The following is a 17,005-nucleotide window of genomic DNA, read 5'->3' as shown; positions in this document are numbered from 1 at the left end:
GCGCAGGGTCCCGTTCAGCGCGGGAGCCCGTTTGCAGGACGGGGTGCCGTTCAGGTGGACGGTCGCCATGTCGCCGCCGGCCAGGGTGAGGACGACCAGGTCGTCCCCCTCGACGCGCACGCCGGGCGACGCCGGCGGGGTCCCGGCCAGCCAGACCAGGCTGACGTAGACGGCGGTGCCGCCGGGGTGGGCGCCGATCGTGTACGGGGTGGCCGAAAGGCGGCCGAAGGCGTTGGCCCCCTCGGCCGTGACGATCCCCGTGCCCGTGTACCCGTGCAGCGGCCGCACACCGCTGCCCAGCCCGTCCGGCCGCCTGGCCTCCCCCTCCCCCAGGTCGAGCGGCACCGGGGCGGCCAGGGCGTGACCGCCGTCGCGCACCTGACGCCCGGCGGGGGCGGTGACCCGGTGGATCCTGATCTCGGCCGCCCCGTCCACGACCGAGGCCGTCACCACCCGGACGGGGCCGTCCTGGTAGGCGGAGGCGGCGAAGCGGTCGGCGACGGCCAGGGGTTCGATCCGCCGCCTGAGCGAGGCGGCGCCGTCGGGGCCGAGGACGGCCAGGTGGTTGTCCACGTCTCCCGTCTCGGGTCCCGAGTGGCTGGTGTAGGCGAGCTTGAGGTAGTGCGGGTCGGGGGCGGCGTCCTGGTCCTGGACGCGGTCGCGGTCGCTGCCGTGGTTGATCAGCCGGACCACGCCGTCGTCGCGGGTGGCGTGCAGCAGCCAGCCGGGCGCGGGCATGGCGATCGACTGGTCGGCCAGGTCGACGGGCGCGGCCTGCTCGGGCTCCGTCCAGACGGGGTGCTCGGGGGGCAGCAGCAGGCCGAGGAACGCCTTACTGGCCCAGTACGGCGACGCCGGCCCCGAGTACGACTGCGTGACCGGCTCGAAGGCGTCGTACCAGCCGAGGGTGAGCAGGCCGCGCTCGTCGGGCGCGCCACGCTCGGCGAAGTGGCGCAGCACGCCGCTGGCGATGCGCCGGGTGCGGCCGGGCGGCAGCGGCGTGGCGCCGGTCAGCGCGCCCAGCCAGAACGGGACGACCGTGGCGAACCGGTACGTCAGCGACCGCCCCTGGTGCACAGGCCCGCCGTCGGCGGCGAAGAAGTGCTGGTACTGGCCCAGGAAGCGGTGCAGCCGGGCGGCGTAGAGCTCCTGGCGGGCGCTGTCGCCGGCCATCCTGGCCCACAGCGACGGGTAGAGGTGCATGGCCCAGCCGCAGTAGTAGTCGAAGTTCTTGCCCTGGCCGTCGGAGTACCAGCCGTCGCCGGCGTACCAGCCCTCGATGCGCTCCAGGCCGCCCTGGATCTCGCCGGGTTCGTACGGCCCGCCCACCTCGGCCAGGAACTGCTCGACGACCACCCGGAACAGCACCCAGTTGTTGTCCGGGGTGCGCCGCCCGATGAACCCGGCCAGCCAGGCCACCACCCGCTCCCGCTCGGCCGGGGCCAGCCGGTCGAACAGCCACGGGCGGGTCTCGTGCAGGGCGAGCGCGATCGAGGCGGCCTCGACGAGCTGCTGCGCCATGTCGGTCAGCGGCGGCCAGGCGTGCGGGTGCGCCGGGTCGGTGCCGGCCACCAGGCCGCTCGCGTACCGCTCGATCAGCGCGGGCGGCACCCGGCCGCCCGCGCCGGCGATCCTGAAGGCGGCGAGCAGGAACGTGCGGGCGAACCCTTCCAGCCCGTCGCTGACCGGCCCCGACCTGCTTGCCCGGCCCGGGAGACGGAACTGGGCGAAGCCGTCCGTCGCGTACGGGAGCACGGAGTCGAGCAGGTGGTCGGCCATGGCCTCCCAGTGCGCCCGGGTCCAACCGGTGTGACCGGACAGGTGGTCGTCGGACGGTGGGAGACGAAAAGCCATGAGGCGGAGGATACTACGCGGGTAAGCGCTTACCGACGCGGGGACCGCCTAGCCGACGGTTCCACCGCCGCAGGCGCTGCGGATCTTGTAGAACCACGACAGGTACTGGGAGTGCACGTCACGGCCGCTGATCCGGAGCAGGGAGTCGTCGGCGTTCTCCAGCGTGGTGAAGTTCGCGCTGCCCGTGTAGACGCGGGGCGTGATGCCGCCGTCGTACGCGCCGTCGATCATCATCAGCTTCGTGTGCGGCACCACCGACCGGTTGCCGACGGTGAACCGGCACGGCCTGACCTGGAGATACTTGCCGTTCGACGCCTTGCGGGCGAGCAGGCCCCTGATGTAGTCGGTGACGTTCCGCTTCGCGGGGTCGTCGTAGTACACGATGTCGATCCAGCAGTTCTCGCCGCGCAGCCTGATCAGCTCGTCGGCGATCTCCTTCCTGGCGGCGTTGAAGGCCGTCAGGGCCAGGCGGATGTCCGTCTGCCTGCTCACGCCGTCGGCGTCCTTGTAACCGCATTCGACCAGCTTGAGCACGTTGACGATCGGGTCGCCCTCCGAGCTCAGACGGGGGAAGAAGTGCCCCTTGTACGTGGAGCCGGTGGGAGTCGTCCAGAAGTAGTCGGGGTTGACCGGCTTGAGCCGCCCGGCGCGCAGGTCCTTGAAGTAACGGACGTAGCCGTCGTAGACGGTGGGGTCGGAGAGGGTGAACCCGTCGTTGTAGGAGTTGTACAGGTACCAGTTCGACAGGTTCGACGAGCTCTGGAAGACGACCTTGTCGTAGGTGGTGCCGCCGGCGACGACGCGGGAGAAGGTGGCGAACTTGTCGTGCAGGTAGTTGCGGGCGATGCAGCCGCGGTTGACGTCCTGGCTCGGGTACTCGCACCGCACCGCCCACGACGCGGCCGTCTCCGTGGCGCCGAGCGCGGCACTGAGCTGCCCGAAGACGGCGTCGTTGCCGCCGTCGTCCTGACTGTCCATGATGACCTGGACGCCGACGCCCCTCTCGTGCGCGGCGATCAGCGACGAGGCCACCTCGCTCGGCCGGTCACCGGGGGCGAACTCGTGCATCGCGAACCGGATCTCGCCGCCCGCGGGGACGGCCTTGACGAGCCTGATGAGCTGATCCATCACGGCCGACTGCGCGGCGCTCGGGCTGCCGGCGACGCCCGAGCCGGCCGTCGGGTCGTTGAACACCGGCGCGTTCATCACCGGCGGGCCGCTCACGTCGGCCGCCGCCCCGGTGACCGGCGCGACGCTTATGCTTAAGGCCCCGAGACAGGCCACGAGACAGGCCAGGACGGTGGGTGTCTTCATTCGCATGAGGGCTCCTGTACGTGATCACGGACGCCTGGGCGCACAACCGCATGATCTCGCTTCCCAGCGTCACCGGAGGGCGATCCGCATGATGCGCCCGGTGCTGTTGAGCCCTCGTTGAGCATCCGTTGAGCCCGCCCGCCACACCACGATCCCCGCGCTAGTCGCCCCGCGTACGGTTCAGCTCGCGCAGCGCGCGGGCGGCGGGCGTGCCCGGGTCCCCGGTGATGAAGACGACCTGCTGATCGTCGTCGGGGACCACGAGAATGTCGCAGTTCACCTTCAACATGCCGCCGCCCGGATGCGGCACCGTCTTCGTACGGTGGCCCGGCGCGTGCACCGGATTGGCCTCCCAGAGCTCGGCGAACTCCGCGCTCCCCGCCCGCAGCTCACGCAGCAGCCCGGCCAGCGCCACGTCTCTCGGGTACCGCTCGGCGGCCCGGCGCAGGCGGGAGACCACGACGCGGCCGAACTCCTCCCTGCCGGAGCTCTCGGGCAGCGGGCCGGTGCCCAGGAAGCGGCGGCGGGCCAGGTTGGGCTCGGTCTCGAAGTCCCCGCCCAGCAGGATGCGGGCGAGCGGGTTCCAGGCGACGACGTCGTAACTCGCGTCGGTGACGATGGCGCCCGCGTCGGGGATGCGGTCGAGCAGCCCGGACACGTCGGGACGAACGCGGCGTACCGGGCCGGGCGGCGGCGCGGGCGGCGCTCCGGCCAGCTGGAACAGGTGGGTGCGCTCGGCGCGGTCGAGCCGCAGCGCGCCGGTGAGCGCGTCGAGGACGCGCGGCGACGGGCGGGGCCCGCGCGCCTGTTCGAGCCTGGCGTAGTAGTCGACCGACATGTTCGCCAGCTCAGCCACCTCTTCCCTGCGCAGCCCCGGTGTCCTGCGCCGCCGGTCGGCGGGCAGCCCCACGTCGGCGGGACGCAGGCCCTCCCTCCGCGCCCGCAGGAAACGGGCCAGCTCCCGCTTGGCCACGCGCGTCTCCCCTCTCTTCCAGGGATCGGCTGTCCCTGGCTGAACCCCTGTCGCCGGGGGCATCGTCGAAGGCATGAACGACATCACGGCACCACGGGATTCCGTCGCGCTGGTCACCGGCGCCAACAAGGGGATCGGCAAGGAGATAGCCCGGCAGCTCGCGGACGCGGGCTGCACCGTCTACGTCGGCTCGCGCGACCTCGGCCGGGGCGAGCAGGCGGTCAAGGAGATCGGCGGCGACACCCGGCCGCTGGTCCTCGACGTCACCGACGAAGGGAGCATCGCGGCCGCGGCACGGGAGGTGGGCCGGCTGGACATCCTGGTCAACAACGCCGGGATCATGACCGACGACGCGAAGGCGCCCGACGCGGGACTCGACTCCTTCCGGCGTACGTACGAGACGAATGTCTTCGGCGTCCTCGCGGTCACCAACGCCTTCCTGCCCGCGCTGCGCCGCTCCCCCAGGCCCAGGATCGTAAACGTCTCCAGCGGCACCGGCTCGCTGACCTGGAGCGCGGACCCGTCGCACGGGTTCGCGGTCGCGGCCGGCTCGGCCGCCGCCTACCGCTCGTCCAAGGCGGCGCTGAACGCCCTGACGATCTACTACGCGCAGGCGCTGGACGAGGCGGGGTTCAAGGTGAACGCCCTGGCTCCCGGGCTGCGCAAGACCGATCTCACCGAGCGCGCCGCCTCGGGCGGCGACCCGGCCGAGGCGGCGGAGGCGGCCGTGCGGCTGGCCCTGCTTCCCGACGACGGCCCCACCGGCGCGTACGTCTCCTGGGACGGGACCACCGTCCCCTGGTAACGGCACAGGTGCTCCCGGCCGGCGGGACAATGGGCTGACCCGGAAGATCGCCTTCCGCCGAGCCTGCTCTCGTGAGACGGAGTGAGTGTCATGCCCGCACCCGCGCGGTTGCTCGCCTTGCTGGCCGCGGTGACGGTGCTGGCGGGGTGCGCGCCCCACGGCGGCGCGGCGCCGGCGCCGGCCGACACATCTCTCGACCTCGCCACCACGACCCTGCTCACGAGCTTCGACACAGAAGACGCGACCGCCGGCACCCTGCCGTACTTCCAGGCGGTCTACGACACCCTGGTCAAACGCGAGCCGGACGGCACGCTCAGCCCCATGCTCGCCACCGGATGGGCCTACGACGCCGCCAGGACCACGCTGACGCTCACCCTGCGCACCGGCGTGCGGTTCGACGACGGCACCCCCTTCGACGCGAGCGCGGCCAAGGCGAACCTGGATCACCTCCGGCAGGGTGACGGCGTCGCGGCCGGCGCGCTGGCCGGGGTCGAGGCGGTCGAGGTGGTGGACGCCACGCGAGTGCGGCTGGTCCTGCCGGAGCCCGACCCCGGGCTGCTCGACTCGCTCAGCGGCCCGGCCGGCCTCGTGGCCGCCCCGTCGGGGCTGCCCGGTGAGGGGCTGCGGATCGAGCCGAGCGGCACCGGCCCGTACGAGCTGGACCAGGCCAGGACGGTGGCCGGCTACACGTGGGTGTTCACCAGGGCGGCCGGCTACCGGGGCGCGCGGCTCCCCTACGACACGATCACGTTCAGCTACCTCCCCGACGAGAGCGCGATCGTCACCGGCCTGACGGCCGGCCGGTTCGACGCCGCCCTGCTCCGCGACCCGGCCCAGCAGCTCGCCGTCAGGAACGACCCCAGGTTCAGCACCGTCGAGCAGGTCGCCGACCTTCAGGGCCTGCTGCTGTTCGACCGCGCGGGCGCGGTGGCGCCCGAGCTGAAGGACCCACGGGTGCGCAGGGCGCTCAACTACGCCGTGGACCGCCCGACCCTGCTGAGCAAGCTCCGGCAGGGCCGCGGCCAGGTCACCGGCCAGGTCTTCGGGCCCGGCACGGCCGGATACCGGCCCGAGCTCGACACCTACTACGCGCTCAACCGAGCCAGGGCGCGCGAGCTGCTGGCCGAGGCCGGGCTGGCGAACGGGTTCACGCTCCGGCTGCCGCGCGACCCGGCCGTGGTGAGCCCCGCGCTGGCCTCCTTGCTCAGGAACGACCTGGGCGCGGTCGGCGTGGAGGTGGTGTGGGAGCCGCTCGACCACGGCTCGACCCTGCGGCGGATCCTGCTGGAGCAGGCGTACCCGGGGCTGGTCATGACGCTGCGCCAGTCGTCCGACGACTGGGCCGTGCTGCGCGACCTGGTGCTGCCTGGGCGGCTCAACCCGGCCGGCTACACCGACGCCACGGTGCGGCGGCTGCTGCCGAAGCTCAGGGACAAGCCGGCTGAGGCCGACCTCGAAGCGCTCAACCGGCATCTGGTCGAGGACGGCTGGTTCGTGCCCTTCTTCCGGATGACGTACCTGCACGTGTCCGACGGCACGGTGACGATCAGCCCGCAGGACGGCATGGCGGCGCCGTCCCTCTACGGCTACGCGCCCACCCGGTGAGGGGCGCGGTCAGCTGAAGCCGTTGGGGCACAACCAGTCACGGATGGTCGCGGGCGCGCTCCTGAGCAGGGACGGCTGGTCGGTCACCGAGCAGACGTTGCTGCCGTACTCGCCGCCGGTGAAGCCGCCGGCGTCCTGGGTCGCGATCAGTTTCACGCCGCCGACGCTCGGCGAGTCGATCCGGGCGGCCACCCACCGGCCCGAGCACCTCATGCCGGTGACGCGGGCGTCGTCGGGCAGGCTGCCCTGGTTCAGCCGCTTCAGGTAGCTCAGCACGGCGGACGAGGTCGCGCACGGGATGGAGGGCCGGCGGGCTCGGCTCGGGCTCGGGGTCTCGCTCTCCTCGGGAGTCTTCGCGGCGCGCTTTTTCTGGCTCTTCTCCGGGGTTGGCTCGGGGGTCGGCTCGGGGGTGTCGTCGGGCGTCCGTTCCGGGGTGTCGGACAGCGTGTCGGACGGCATGTCGGACGGCATGTCGGACGGCGTGTCGCCGGAGCTCTCGGAGGTCTGCTCGGCGGCGTCGGCGCTGCCAGAGGACCTGCCCGGCGACACGAGCGCGCCCAGCACCCCGGACGAGCTCACCGCGATCACCACGCCCGCCACGACGACCGCGGTGGCGGCCGCCGCCACCGGCCACAGCGGCACCGTCACCCGTTTCCCGCCCCCGGCCGGGTCGGCCGCGCCCGCCCTGATCGCGGCCATCCTGGCGAGAACCTCGTGCGCGGCGGGCCGGGCCGCGCGGTCCTTGGCCAGGGCGGCGCGCACCAGGGCGCGCAGGGGAGCGGGCACCCCGGACACGTCGGGGTCGGCGCTCATGACGCGGTAGGCCAGCACCTCGGGCGGTCCGGTGCCGAACGGCGGCTGTCCCGTCGCCGCGTACGTCATCAGCGCGCCCCACGCGAAGACGTCGGCGGCGGCGTCGGCCTGCTCGCCCCGGTACTGCTCGGGGCTGATCCACCCCGGCGTGCCGATCAGGCCGCCGGTGCCGGTGAGCCCGCTCTCGTCGAGGGCCCGCGCGATGCCGAAGTCGAGCACCTTCGCGCCGGACGCGGACAGGATCACGTTGCCGGGCTTCAGGTCGCGGTGCACGACGCCGGCCCGGTGGATGTCGGTCAGCGCCTCGGCGATGTCCACGCCTAAGTCGGTCAGCCGCTCGTACGCCAGCGGCCCGTCACCACGGACGAAAGCGTTCAGGGTCGGGCCTGGGACGTACTCGGTGGCCAGCCACGGCGGCATCGCGGCGGTGTCGGCGGCGAGCACCGAGACCGTGCACCGGCCCCGTACGCGGGACAGCATGTCGACCTCGCGCACGAAGCGGGCGTGGAAGTCGGGGTCGGCGGCCAGCCCGGGATGGATCACCTTGACCGCGACCCTGGCGCCGTCGGGCGCGATGCCCGCGTAGACCACGCCCATGCCGCCGGCGCCCATCCGGCCCGCGATCCGATAGGGGCCGATGACCTCGCGCTCGTCCGCCGTGAGGGGGCCGAAGCCGCCGGAGTCGCTCATCGGGGCTCCCGATCGCCGGATCATCGAAACAGGGTGATCTTACTGATCAATGCCCGAATTGGCCCTCTTGGCGCTGCTGTATTCTCTTCGCATGCCCACCGACCCGCCAGCGCCGATGGGCCACGAGCAGTCACCGTCCTACCGGGGCCTGCTGACCGAGCGCATCGCGCGCCAGCTGGAGCACGACATCCGCTCGGGCGACATCGCGCCGGGCGCCAAGCTCCCGTCGGAGCGCGAGCTCGCCGTGCAGTTCGGCGCCAGCCGCAACGTGGTGCGCGAGGTGCTGCGGCGGCTGGAGGCCCAGCACCTGATCGAGGTGGCCCCCGGCAGGGGGTCGTTCGTCAGGGAGCAGTCGTCCGTCCAGGCCCGCAGCTACGACGCCCTCCACGCTGCCGCTGGCCGAGTTCCGCTACTGGGGCACGAACTGGCGGCGCGGCCCTGTGACCATGGCCGCCATCGCGGCGGTGGACACCGCGTTGAAGGACGTCAAGGCTACCGACGGCCACCTGCATCCTGGCGAGGAGCCGGGGCTCGGAGTGAAGCGCGATGAGCGGCCGACGGCACAGCATCCATACGGGCAGGCGTATCTGCCTGCCCGGCACGGTGCACGACTGTTGACGAGCTCTCCGGGCTGAAACCCGAAGATTCTGGCCCGTGCCGCCCCGTTCACGCGGCGGCACTGCCGTGGCTTCCTGCTTCGCGGGGCTGTGCCATCCCGAAGGATGGTCTGACCGGCCCTCCACAGGCGTTGAGCCTGTCCGCCCGTCCGGCGGCCAGGATATTGATCGCAGCGTTGATGTCGCGGTCGTGAACCGCGCCACACGCGCAGGTCCATTCCCGGACTTGCAGAGGCATCGCCTCGGTTACGTTTCCACACGCTGAACACAGCTTGGAGGAAGGAAACCATCGGCTGACCTTGGCGAATGTCCTGTCGTACAGTTTCGCTTTGTACTCCAGCATGTTCACGAACGCCGACCAGCCGGCATCGTGCACACTCTTGGCCAGCCTCGTGCGCGCCAGTCCGCCCACCGCCAGGTCCTCCACGAACACCGCTTGGTTCTCGCGGATGATCTGCGTCGAGAGCTGGTGGTGGAATTCGCGGCGGGCGTCGGCGACCCGTGCGTGCGCGCGGGCGACCTTGTGCCGGGCCTTGTCGCGGTTCTTGCTGCCCTTCTCTTTCCGGGACAGGACACGTTGAGCTTTCTTCAGCCGTTTCTCCGCCCGGCGCAGGAAACGCGGAGAGTCGATCTTCGTTCCGTCCGGCAGGACGGCGAAGTGCCCGAGCCCGAGGTCGATCCCGGTCTCGGCTTCGATGCCGGGCAGCCGTTGCGCGGTGACCTCGACCACGAAGCTGGCGAAATACCGGCCCGCCGCGTCCTTGATGACCGTGACCGAGGACGGGTCGGCAGGCAGGTCCCGTGACCAGCGCACCGCGACCTCGCCGATCTTCGGCAGGACGAGTTTCCCGTTCTGGCTCACCTTGAACCGGGCATTCTTGGTGAACCGGATCGCCTGCCGGTTGTCCTTGCGGGACCGGAACCGGGGCGGGGCGAGCTTCGGGCCCCTGCGCCTGCCCGACACCGATGCGAAGAAGTTCCGGAACGCCGTCGTGCAGTCGGCGAGCGCCTGCTGCAACACCACGGCTGGCACCTCGCCCAGCCACGCCCGATCGGGGCGTTTCTTCGCCTCGGTGATGACCTGGCGCGACAGCTCGGCGTCACTCACGAACGGGAACCCGTTCTCATGGGCGTCGTTGCGCATGCGCAGTGCGTCGTTGAACACCGTCCGGGCGCACCCGAACGCCCGGCCCAGCGCGATCCGCTGGGCGGGGGTCGGGTCGATCCTAGGCGTACCGCAACTGCACCCGATCACCATACAGTTGGGCTATGGCCGGGACAGCGATATCAGAACCGGCAGACACTGCGTTTTCCTGCTCCACGCTCATTTGGTTTTCGAGACCAAATTTCCGGCATCAGGTGTTCACCGACGCGCACCTGACCCGCCTGGAAGAGATCATGCGGGCCGTCTGCGCCGACTTCGAAACCGGCCTGGGAAACCGGCCTGGCCGAGTTCAACGGCGAGAACAACCACGTCCACCCGCTGATCGACTTCCCCCCAAGATCGCTCTGTCGAAAGCTGGTCAACAGCCACAAAGGTGTCTCCTCGCGGCCGATGCGACAGGAATTCCCCGAACTGGCCGCCCACTACTACCGGGCGAACAAGCTGTGGCCCAGATCCTCCTTCGCCGGCTCGGTGGGAGGCGCGCCGACCAGTGCCCTGCGCCAGTACATCGAACAGCAGAACCGACCCGTCTGAGCGGGTGGACGCCGGTCCGCCCGGTGGCGAATCGGCCGCTCTTACCCTGCTACGCGGGACGGTCGGCTTCACCCCCGGGCTGAAGCCCGGAGCACTGCCGACAATTCTGGTAGCCGGTCAGAAGTACTGCCCGATGTGGAAATGGCGCACCGTGAGCGGCAGCGCGTCCCGGCTGAGCACCTTGACCTTCCGCAGGCCGCTCGGCTTGTGGATGGTCACCTTGACGCACTTCATCCGCACCACATGGTCGCCCGGGGGCGCGTAGCGGGAGATGATCACGGCCCGCCGGCCGAAGCCCCGGCTCGTCAGGCCCACGCCCACCTCGCGGTAGCGGCGCCATGAGCCTTTCAGCATGAACGCGGTGGAGCCGAGGATCGCGTGGTTCGCCTCGACGGGGCAGTGCAGGAGGACCCTGAGGACGTCGTTCTGGTGCGGTGCCTCGGGTGAGATGCGGAAGGACGTGAGCTTGCGCCACTTCGGCTCGTCGTCGTTGTCGTTGTCGTCGGTGGCGGCAGTGGCGGCGGCAGTGGCGGCAGTGGTGGTGGGAGTGGTGGCGGCGGTGGCGGCGGCCGGTGGGGCGCTCAGGGGGACGGCGGCCGGCGAGGCGGCGAGGGCGAGCGCCGCCGCCACGCTCGTGATGGACCGCATCCGCCCTCCTCGCACACCGTGATCGCAGTGATCCCCATTGTGACGAACGTGCTCCCGCCCTGGCCGGTGCCACGCCGAACGCCGTCTCGTCGCCGCCCGTCGCCGCCCGTCGCCGCCCGTCACTGGCCGTCACTGGCCGTCGCCGGTCCTGTCGACCGCCGTCACCCCACGTCAGCCATCGGTTCCGAGCGCACGGCGTACCGCCTCCTCGGAGCGGGCGACCACCGCCGATCCGTCGTCGGCGGTGATGATCGGGCGCTGGATCAGGATCGGATCCTTCGCCAGCGCCTCGATCCACCGCTCGCGGTGGGCGGCGTCGCGCGGCCAGGCGTCCAGACCCAGCTCGGCCGCCCGTGCCTCACCGGTCCTGGTGATGTCCCACGGTTCGAGGCCGAGCCGGGCCAGGACCTCGCGCAGCTCCGCCTCGTCCGGCGGGTCCTCCAGGTAGTGCCGCACGGTGTAGTCGGCAGCCTCGGCGTCCAGGACGGACAGGGCGGAGCGGCACTTCGAACAGGCGGGGTTGATCCAGATCTCCATGACCCACGACCGTACCGGCGGCCTCAGGCGAGGACGGTGAGCAGGACGAGCACGAGCGTGATGACGGCCAGCAGCCCGTGCCCGACGACGACCGCGACGGGGAAGTGCCGCTCGGCCGGCGCGACGGCTCCGGAGGCACCGGGGACGGTCCCAGGGGCAGTGATCTCGGAGGCGGCGGTCGTGGGGGCCGCGGTCTCCGGGGCGGGGGCGCGGTAGATCGGGATCCAGCGGGCCAGCATGACGAAGCCGAGCAGGGCCACCGGCACCAGGATGATCAGTGCCGTCCAGGCGAGGCCGGTCGAGCGGGTCGCCAGGTAGAGGATCCAGGCGACCAGCCCGGCGGCGGCGAGCAGCAGATGCCCGAAGACCACCGGGGTGGGCAGCCGGGTGCCGGCGCCCTCCTCGCGGCGCAGGCCGCCCCGGGAGATCCAGATGCCCAGCAAGGCGAAGCCGCCGAGCGCGGTGACGATCCAGGTGATGAGTGCGGCGATGTCCATGATCCTCCTTCTCGGATCAGGTACGGATCGGGTGCGGATGGGGGTGCAGGCCAGGTGCGGATCGAGTCCGGACCAGGCACGGATCAGGTGTGGAAACCGTCGGCCTGCGTCTTCTCGTCGGCGACGCGGACGCCGTAGCGGTAGGCGAGCTTGCCTCCCAGGTAGCCCGAAACCGTCAGTGCGGCCAGGCTGACGGCCGACAGGACCACCTGCCCGGCGGCGACCGGCTCGGCTGTGGCGCCGCCGGCGGCGCGCCAGGCCCAGGCCAGGCCGTATGCGGCGGTGACCGTCAGGTTGAGGCACATGTGCACGATCCCCGTGCGGTACGCGGCGGTCCCCCGTTCGATGCCGAGGAAGTCGAGGAACCCGAGCAGGGCCGCCCCCAGCGCCCCGAGCACACCGGTCGCGATCAGCCAGAGCGAGCCCCTGACCAGGAAGGCAGGGTCGGGCACGACGTACGAGGCGAGGTCGAAGACCAGGCTCGTCACCCAGGCGCCGATGGGCACGGTGACCAGGATCGGATGGAACGGGTGCCCGTACGGGCCGGCGAGAGCGGTCGCCGGGCGCTTGGCGCGATGCAGTGGACTCGTCACGGCCCACCTCCTATTTGCCAACAAGTTTTGGCTTTATTCGGCCTGCGGTCTATGGCCACGCAGCTAGATGAGGCTGTCCTCACCATTTGACCCACTGTCCTGGGTGTTACTCTCATCGCATGAGCTCAGCGCTCGAAGCCGTCGCGGTGCTCGGCGACGACCTGCGACGCCGCCTCTACGACCACGTCCGCCGCTCGCCTGCCCCCGTGACCCGCGACGAGGCGGCGCGCGGCGCGGGCATCTCGCGCAAGCTCGCCGCCTTCCACCTCGACAAGCTCGTCGCCGTCGGCCTGCTCTCCGTCTCCTACGCCCGCCCGGCCGGCCTGCGCCGTGCGGGCCGTACGCCCAAGGTGTACGCACCGGCCGAGACGAGCCTGCAGATCAGCATCCCGCCGCGCGAGCACGGCCTGCTGGCCGGCATCCTGCTGCGGGCCGTACGTCACCAAGCCCCCGGCGAGAGCGGCACCGACGCTGCGCTGCGCTCGGCCGCCTCCCACGGGCGGTCACTGGGCGCGGCCGACCGCGACCGGCTCAGGCCAGGGCGGCTCGGCCCGGAACGGGCCCTCACCTACGTCGCCGACCTGCTCGAACGCCACGGCTTCGAACCGTCCCGCGACGCCCCCACCCGGATGACCCTGCGCAACTGCCCGTTCCACCCGATGGCGGCCGACGACCCCGACCTCGTCTGCGCCATCAACCACGCCTTCGTCTCCGGCCTCCTCGACGGTCTCGGCGCCACCACGCTCGACACCACCCTCGCGCCCAGACCCGACGGCTGCTGCGTCGCACTCGCCCCCAGGACACCACCCGCTTGACCTTGACACCGGCGTCAACGTCTACCCTCGGTCTCCCGGCCTCGACGAACGGACGCCCATGACCCCCGACCACGACACTTCCGGCGGCACTTCCGAGGGCACGCCGCACAACACTCTCCGCGACATCCTCCTCGACCACGACCAGAGCTTCTTCAACGCTCTGACGAGCGGTGACGCCGGCCGGCTGAAGGAGCTGCTGTCGGACGACTTCCTCCTCGTGAGTGTCGAGGACGGCGCCGTCGCCGACAAGGAGACGGTCATCGGCCTGCTCGCGTCCGGGGCTCTGGAGTTCCCGAGGATCGAGTCGTTCCCCGGTGAGGCGATCGTGCGGGTGGTCGGGGACGTGGGGATCGTCGTCGGGCGTACCGGGATGAACTTCACCAACCCCGACGGCACCCCGTTCAGCGCCGCGAGCCGGTACACCCATGTGTACGCCGCCTCCTCTCCCGGCCTCTGGCACCTCGTCTCCGCGCAGGGCACCACGATCAAGGCGTGAGGTCTGGACGGGGGTGGGCCGGGATCGCATCATCGGGGGCGAACCCATCAGAAGGGGGAGCTCCCATGCGCGCTGCCGTCAGGTTCGTCATCCTGCTCGCCGTCGCACTGGTCGCCCTGGTGATCACCCAGGTCGCGGCCACCGCCGCCACGGCCATCGAGTACGGGCTCATCGCCTGATCACCCCACCGAGGCGGGCCCACCCGTAGCGGTCACCCGGAGCCGTCCTGGCGTGGTCGGCCGAAGCCCCATAATGAGGGACCGGCCGACCGCGACGGGAGAGGAGAACGGGTGAGCCATCCTGCGCCGACCGCGACCGCTGAGCCGGTCGTCGGGCGCCGTGAGCGTAAGAAACAGGCCACGCGGGCCGCGTTGCGCGAAGCCGCGCTCCGCCTGTCGTTGCGGCACGGCGTCGAGAACGTCACGGTCGAGCAGATCGCCTACGAGGCCGACATCGCGCTGCGCACCTTCTTCAACTACTTCTCCAGCAAGGAGGAGGCGGTGGTGGCCTCGCTGTCGTCCGGGGCGGAGGCGCTCATCGCCGAGTTCCGGGCCCGGCCGCTCACCGAGTCGGTGCTCCAGGCGTTCCGCGAGGCGGTGCTCACCGTCATGAACCGCAGCGACGCGGCCGGCCGCGACTACATCGAGGCGATGCGGCTGATCAGGAAGGCGCCGTCGCTGGTGCCGCAGAAACTGGCCGTGCTCGCCACCCAAGAACAGGCTCTCGCCACCGCGATAGCCGACCGCCTCGGCCTCCCTCAAGGCCAGAGCCCCGGGGACGGCCCCGTCTATCCGGCGGTGTGCGCGGCGGCGGTGCTGTCGGCGCTCCGGGTCGTCCTGGATCAGTGGCTGCTGCCGGGGCCCGGCCCTGAGCTGACGCCGTCGATGGCCGTGCTGGGCCGGCAGATCGACGAGGCCATCGCCGAACTCGCCACCGGCCTCGACCGGCACCGCTGACCCACGGCCTGAGCCCGGCCGCCCTCCTCCGGGCAGGACCGAGACCCCTGAGCTATCGGCCCGGCCGCTTCATCAGCGGTCGGCCAGGTTCTTCACCCAGGCGGACACGCTCTCCATGAGCACGTCCAGCTCCCGGCGCAACTGCGTGTTCTCCGCGCGGATCTCGGCGTTCTCGTCCCGTACGGCCGCGCAGTCGCCGCGCAGCTCCAGGTTCACCCGGCGCAGCTCGGCGTTCTCCCTGCGCAGCCAGCGCAGTTCGGCCAGCTCGTCCGCCGTCGCCCGATCCTGCGGCTGGTACGCGGGCGACGGACCCGGCCGGCCGGCCTCCTCCGGGACGGCCCGCTCCTCCCGCGACCGGAACGCGTCCCCCCAAGGCCCCAGCTCCTCGTGCACGATCGACATGGGCCGAGACACCCGGGCGAACGGCTGGGTCACCTCGGCGGACGAGCGTCGCACCGGCTCCCCGTGCAGGTCGGCGGCAGGGGCGGGATGCGAGCTCCTGACACCGGCGTCCGCACCCGCATCGGCATCGGAACCTGCACCGGCATCGGCAATCGCATCGGCATTCGCACCAGCGCCGGCACCGGCGAAAGGCCCAGTGATCGGCTCTGGGACCGGCCCCGCGGCGGGAGGTTGCGGGGTGGCGGAGGCGGGGGCGGGGGCGGCGGTGGTGCGAGCCTTGGGGAGGGTCAGGGTGACCAAGGCCGCCGCCACGGCGACGCCGCAGCCGATCAGCAGCGCCGTACGGAACCCCGCCTCCGACGGCAGGTCGTGCCCGCCCAGCGTCGTCGTCATCTGAGCCAGCACGACCCCCACCACGGCGGCGGAGACCGAGGTGCCGATGGAGCGCATGAGCGTGTTGAAGCTGTTGGCCGAGGCTGTCTCGGTCTGGGGCACGGCCCCCATGATCAGCGCCGGCATGGCACCGTACGCGAGCCCGACCCCCATGTTGGCCACGCAGCTGGCGATCATCAGCCCCCAGGCCCAGTCCATCAGCCCCAGCGAGGCCCCGTACCCGGCCGCGATGACCAGCGCCCCGGCGAACAGGCTGGTCCTGGGCCCGCGGGCGGCCGACAGGCGGGCGCCGAGCGAGGAGACGGCCATCATCATCAGCCCGGCGGGAGCCAGCCACAGCCCGGCGGCCAGCATCGACTGGCCGAGTCCGTACCCGGTGGCCACGGGCAGTTGCAGGATCTGCATGACGACCAGCGACTGCGCGTACATGGAGAAACCGATGAGGACGGAGGCCAGGTTGGTGAAGAGCACCTGAGGCCGGGCGGTCACCCGCAGGTCCACCAGCGGGTCACGGACGCGCAGCTCGAACAGCCCCCACAGCAGCAGGACGACCACGGCGGCGCCGAGCAGGCCGAGCGTGGTGCCGCTGGTCCAGCCCCAGTCGGCGCCCTTGGACACGCCGAGCAGCAGGCAGACGAGCGCCGCGCCGAGCCCGATGGCGCCGGCGACGTCGAGGCGGCCCCTGGCGGTGGCGGGCGTGGCCGGCACGAGTGTCCAGATCAGTACGGCGACCAGCACGCTGAGGGCGGCCGAGCCCCAGAACAGCATCCGCCAGTCGGCGTACTCGGCGACGGCGGCGGAGATGGGCAGGCCGAGCGCGCCGCCGATGCCCATCGAGGAGCTCATCAGCGCGATGGCGGGGCCGATCCGCTGGGGCGGCAGCAGGTCGCGCAGCGCGCTCACCCCGAGCGGGATCATGCCCACACCCAGCCCCTGCATGCCACGGCCGGCGATCATCGGGATCAGGGAGGCGGACAGCGCGCACACGGCGGAGCCGGCCATGAGGGGGATCGAGCAGACGAGCATCATGCGGCGCTTGCCGTACAGGTCGCCGAGTTTGCCGACGACGGGGGTGGCGACCGCGCCCACCAGCAGCGTCGCGGTGAGCACCCAGGAGGTGTCGGCGGCGCTGGCGTTCAGCAGCCGGGGCAACTCGCCGACGAGGGGCACTACCAGGGTCTGCATGAGCGCCCCCACGATGCCGGCCACCGCGAGCACGCTGACGATCCCGCCGCCGGAGCGCACGGCAGGCGCAGAGTGCACCATTCATCCCCCTCTTGCCCGTTTATGCCGAATGC

The 17,005-nt window shown here is 71.7% G+C and carries 15 protein-coding genes and 2 pseudogenes; 7 read left to right on the top strand and 10 right to left on the bottom strand.

From position 1 onward, the window contains the following. The 3 genes from AB0C28_RS18425 to AB0C28_RS18415 form a co-directional block, all read right to left on the bottom strand. The coding region (locus tag AB0C28_RS18425) for a DUF2264 domain-containing protein (protein WP_358075867.1) at positions 1-1,854 on the bottom strand (1,854 nt) is incomplete at its 3' end. 48 nt (positions 1,855-1,902) lie between these two features. Then, positions 1,903-3,174: a phospholipase D-like domain-containing protein gene (locus AB0C28_RS18420; protein ID WP_358075864.1), complete on the bottom strand. Its 1,272-nt coding sequence runs from the start codon at positions 3,172-3,174 to the stop codon at positions 1,903-1,905. Positions 3,175-3,328: 154 nt separating this feature from the next. Further along, positions 3,329-4,141, bottom strand: coding sequence for a helix-turn-helix transcriptional regulator (locus AB0C28_RS18415; protein ID WP_357855750.1), 813 nt, complete (start codon positions 4,139-4,141; stop codon positions 3,329-3,331). 73 nt (positions 4,142-4,214) lie between these two features. On the opposite strand from AB0C28_RS18415, the gene AB0C28_RS18410 reads away from it, so the two are divergent. Both AB0C28_RS18410 and AB0C28_RS18405 read left to right on the top strand, forming a co-directional pair. After that, positions 4,215-4,946, top strand: a complete 732-nt coding sequence (locus tag AB0C28_RS18410) for an SDR family oxidoreductase (RefSeq protein ID WP_357855747.1) — start codon at positions 4,215-4,217, stop codon at positions 4,944-4,946. Positions 4,947-5,036: 90 nt separating this feature from the next. Continuing rightward, the gene (locus AB0C28_RS18405) at positions 5,037-6,551 is read left to right on the top strand and encodes an ABC transporter substrate-binding protein (protein ID WP_358075861.1); all 1,515 of its coding nucleotides are present in this window, start codon (positions 5,037-5,039) and stop codon (positions 6,549-6,551) included. Between the two features lie 9 nt (positions 6,552-6,560). On the opposite strand, the gene AB0C28_RS18400 is transcribed toward AB0C28_RS18405, so the two are convergent. Next, entirely contained in the window at positions 6,561-8,054 is a 1,494-nt protein-coding gene (locus tag AB0C28_RS18400; protein ID WP_358075858.1) for a serine/threonine-protein kinase, read from the bottom strand. Positions 8,055-8,103: 49 nt separating this feature from the next. Between AB0C28_RS18400 and AB0C28_RS18395 the strand changes: the two are divergent. Beyond that, positions 8,104-8,385: pseudogene (locus tag AB0C28_RS18395) on the top strand (winged helix-turn-helix domain-containing protein); the annotation flags it as partial. A 335-nt stretch (positions 8,386-8,720) separates the two neighbouring features. Here the strand turns inward: AB0C28_RS18395 and AB0C28_RS18390 are convergent. After that, positions 8,721-9,929, bottom strand: a complete 1,209-nt coding sequence (locus AB0C28_RS18390) for a transposase (RefSeq protein WP_358075855.1) — start codon at positions 9,927-9,929, stop codon at positions 8,721-8,723. A gap of 4 nt (positions 9,930-9,933) precedes the next feature. Here AB0C28_RS18390 and tnpA point away from each other — a divergent pair. Next, positions 9,934-10,370, top strand: a pseudogene (gene tnpA / locus AB0C28_RS18385) (IS200/IS605 family transposase). Positions 10,371-10,487: 117 nt separating this feature from the next. Here the strand turns inward: tnpA and AB0C28_RS18380 are convergent. The 4 genes from AB0C28_RS18380 to AB0C28_RS18365 form a co-directional block, all read right to left on the bottom strand. Then, positions 10,488-11,018: a hypothetical protein gene (locus AB0C28_RS18380; RefSeq protein ID WP_358075852.1), complete on the bottom strand. Its 531-nt coding sequence runs from the start codon at positions 11,016-11,018 to the stop codon at positions 10,488-10,490. A 171-nt stretch (positions 11,019-11,189) separates the two neighbouring features. Next, positions 11,190-11,555, bottom strand: a complete 366-nt coding sequence (locus AB0C28_RS18375) for an arsenate reductase family protein (protein WP_357855731.1) — start codon at positions 11,553-11,555, stop codon at positions 11,190-11,192. A gap of 23 nt (positions 11,556-11,578) precedes the next feature. Next, positions 11,579-12,052, bottom strand: coding sequence for a hypothetical protein (locus tag AB0C28_RS18370; protein WP_358075850.1), 474 nt, complete (start codon positions 12,050-12,052; stop codon positions 11,579-11,581). A gap of 83 nt (positions 12,053-12,135) precedes the next feature. After that, positions 12,136-12,645, bottom strand: a complete 510-nt coding sequence (locus AB0C28_RS18365; RefSeq protein ID WP_358075847.1) for a DUF2231 domain-containing protein — start codon at positions 12,643-12,645, stop codon at positions 12,136-12,138. Between the two features lie 119 nt (positions 12,646-12,764). On the opposite strand from AB0C28_RS18365, the gene AB0C28_RS18360 reads away from it, so the two are divergent. The 3 genes from AB0C28_RS18360 (at position 12,765) to AB0C28_RS18350 (ending at position 14,912) form a co-directional block, all read left to right on the top strand. Further along, the gene (locus AB0C28_RS18360) at positions 12,765-13,460 is read left to right on the top strand and encodes a helix-turn-helix domain-containing protein (protein WP_358075844.1); all 696 of its coding nucleotides are present in this window, start codon (positions 12,765-12,767) and stop codon (positions 13,458-13,460) included. 58 nt (positions 13,461-13,518) lie between these two features. Then, entirely contained in the window at positions 13,519-13,956 is a 438-nt protein-coding gene (locus AB0C28_RS18355) for a nuclear transport factor 2 family protein (protein WP_357855721.1), read from the top strand. A gap of 290 nt (positions 13,957-14,246) precedes the next feature. After that, positions 14,247-14,912: a TetR/AcrR family transcriptional regulator gene (locus tag AB0C28_RS18350; RefSeq protein ID WP_358075841.1), complete on the top strand. Its 666-nt coding sequence runs from the start codon at positions 14,247-14,249 to the stop codon at positions 14,910-14,912. A 72-nt stretch (positions 14,913-14,984) separates the two neighbouring features. Here AB0C28_RS18350 and AB0C28_RS18345 read toward each other — a convergent pair whose 3' ends face one another. After that, positions 14,985-16,973 carry an MFS transporter gene (locus AB0C28_RS18345; RefSeq protein ID WP_358075838.1) on the bottom strand — a complete coding sequence of 663 codons (1,989 nt, stop codon included), beginning with the start codon at positions 16,971-16,973 and terminating at the stop codon, positions 14,985-14,987. Positions 16,974-17,005: the final 32 nt, after the last annotated feature.

The sequence above is a fragment of the Nonomuraea sp. NPDC048892 genome, assembly GCF_040649735.1.
In the GTDB taxonomy this organism is placed as follows: Bacteria; Actinomycetota; Actinomycetes; order Streptosporangiales; family Streptosporangiaceae; genus Nonomuraea; species Nonomuraea maheshkhaliensis.
Note: the sequence above shows the minus strand (reverse complement) of the source record. Positions and strands in the feature narration are given on the sequence as shown.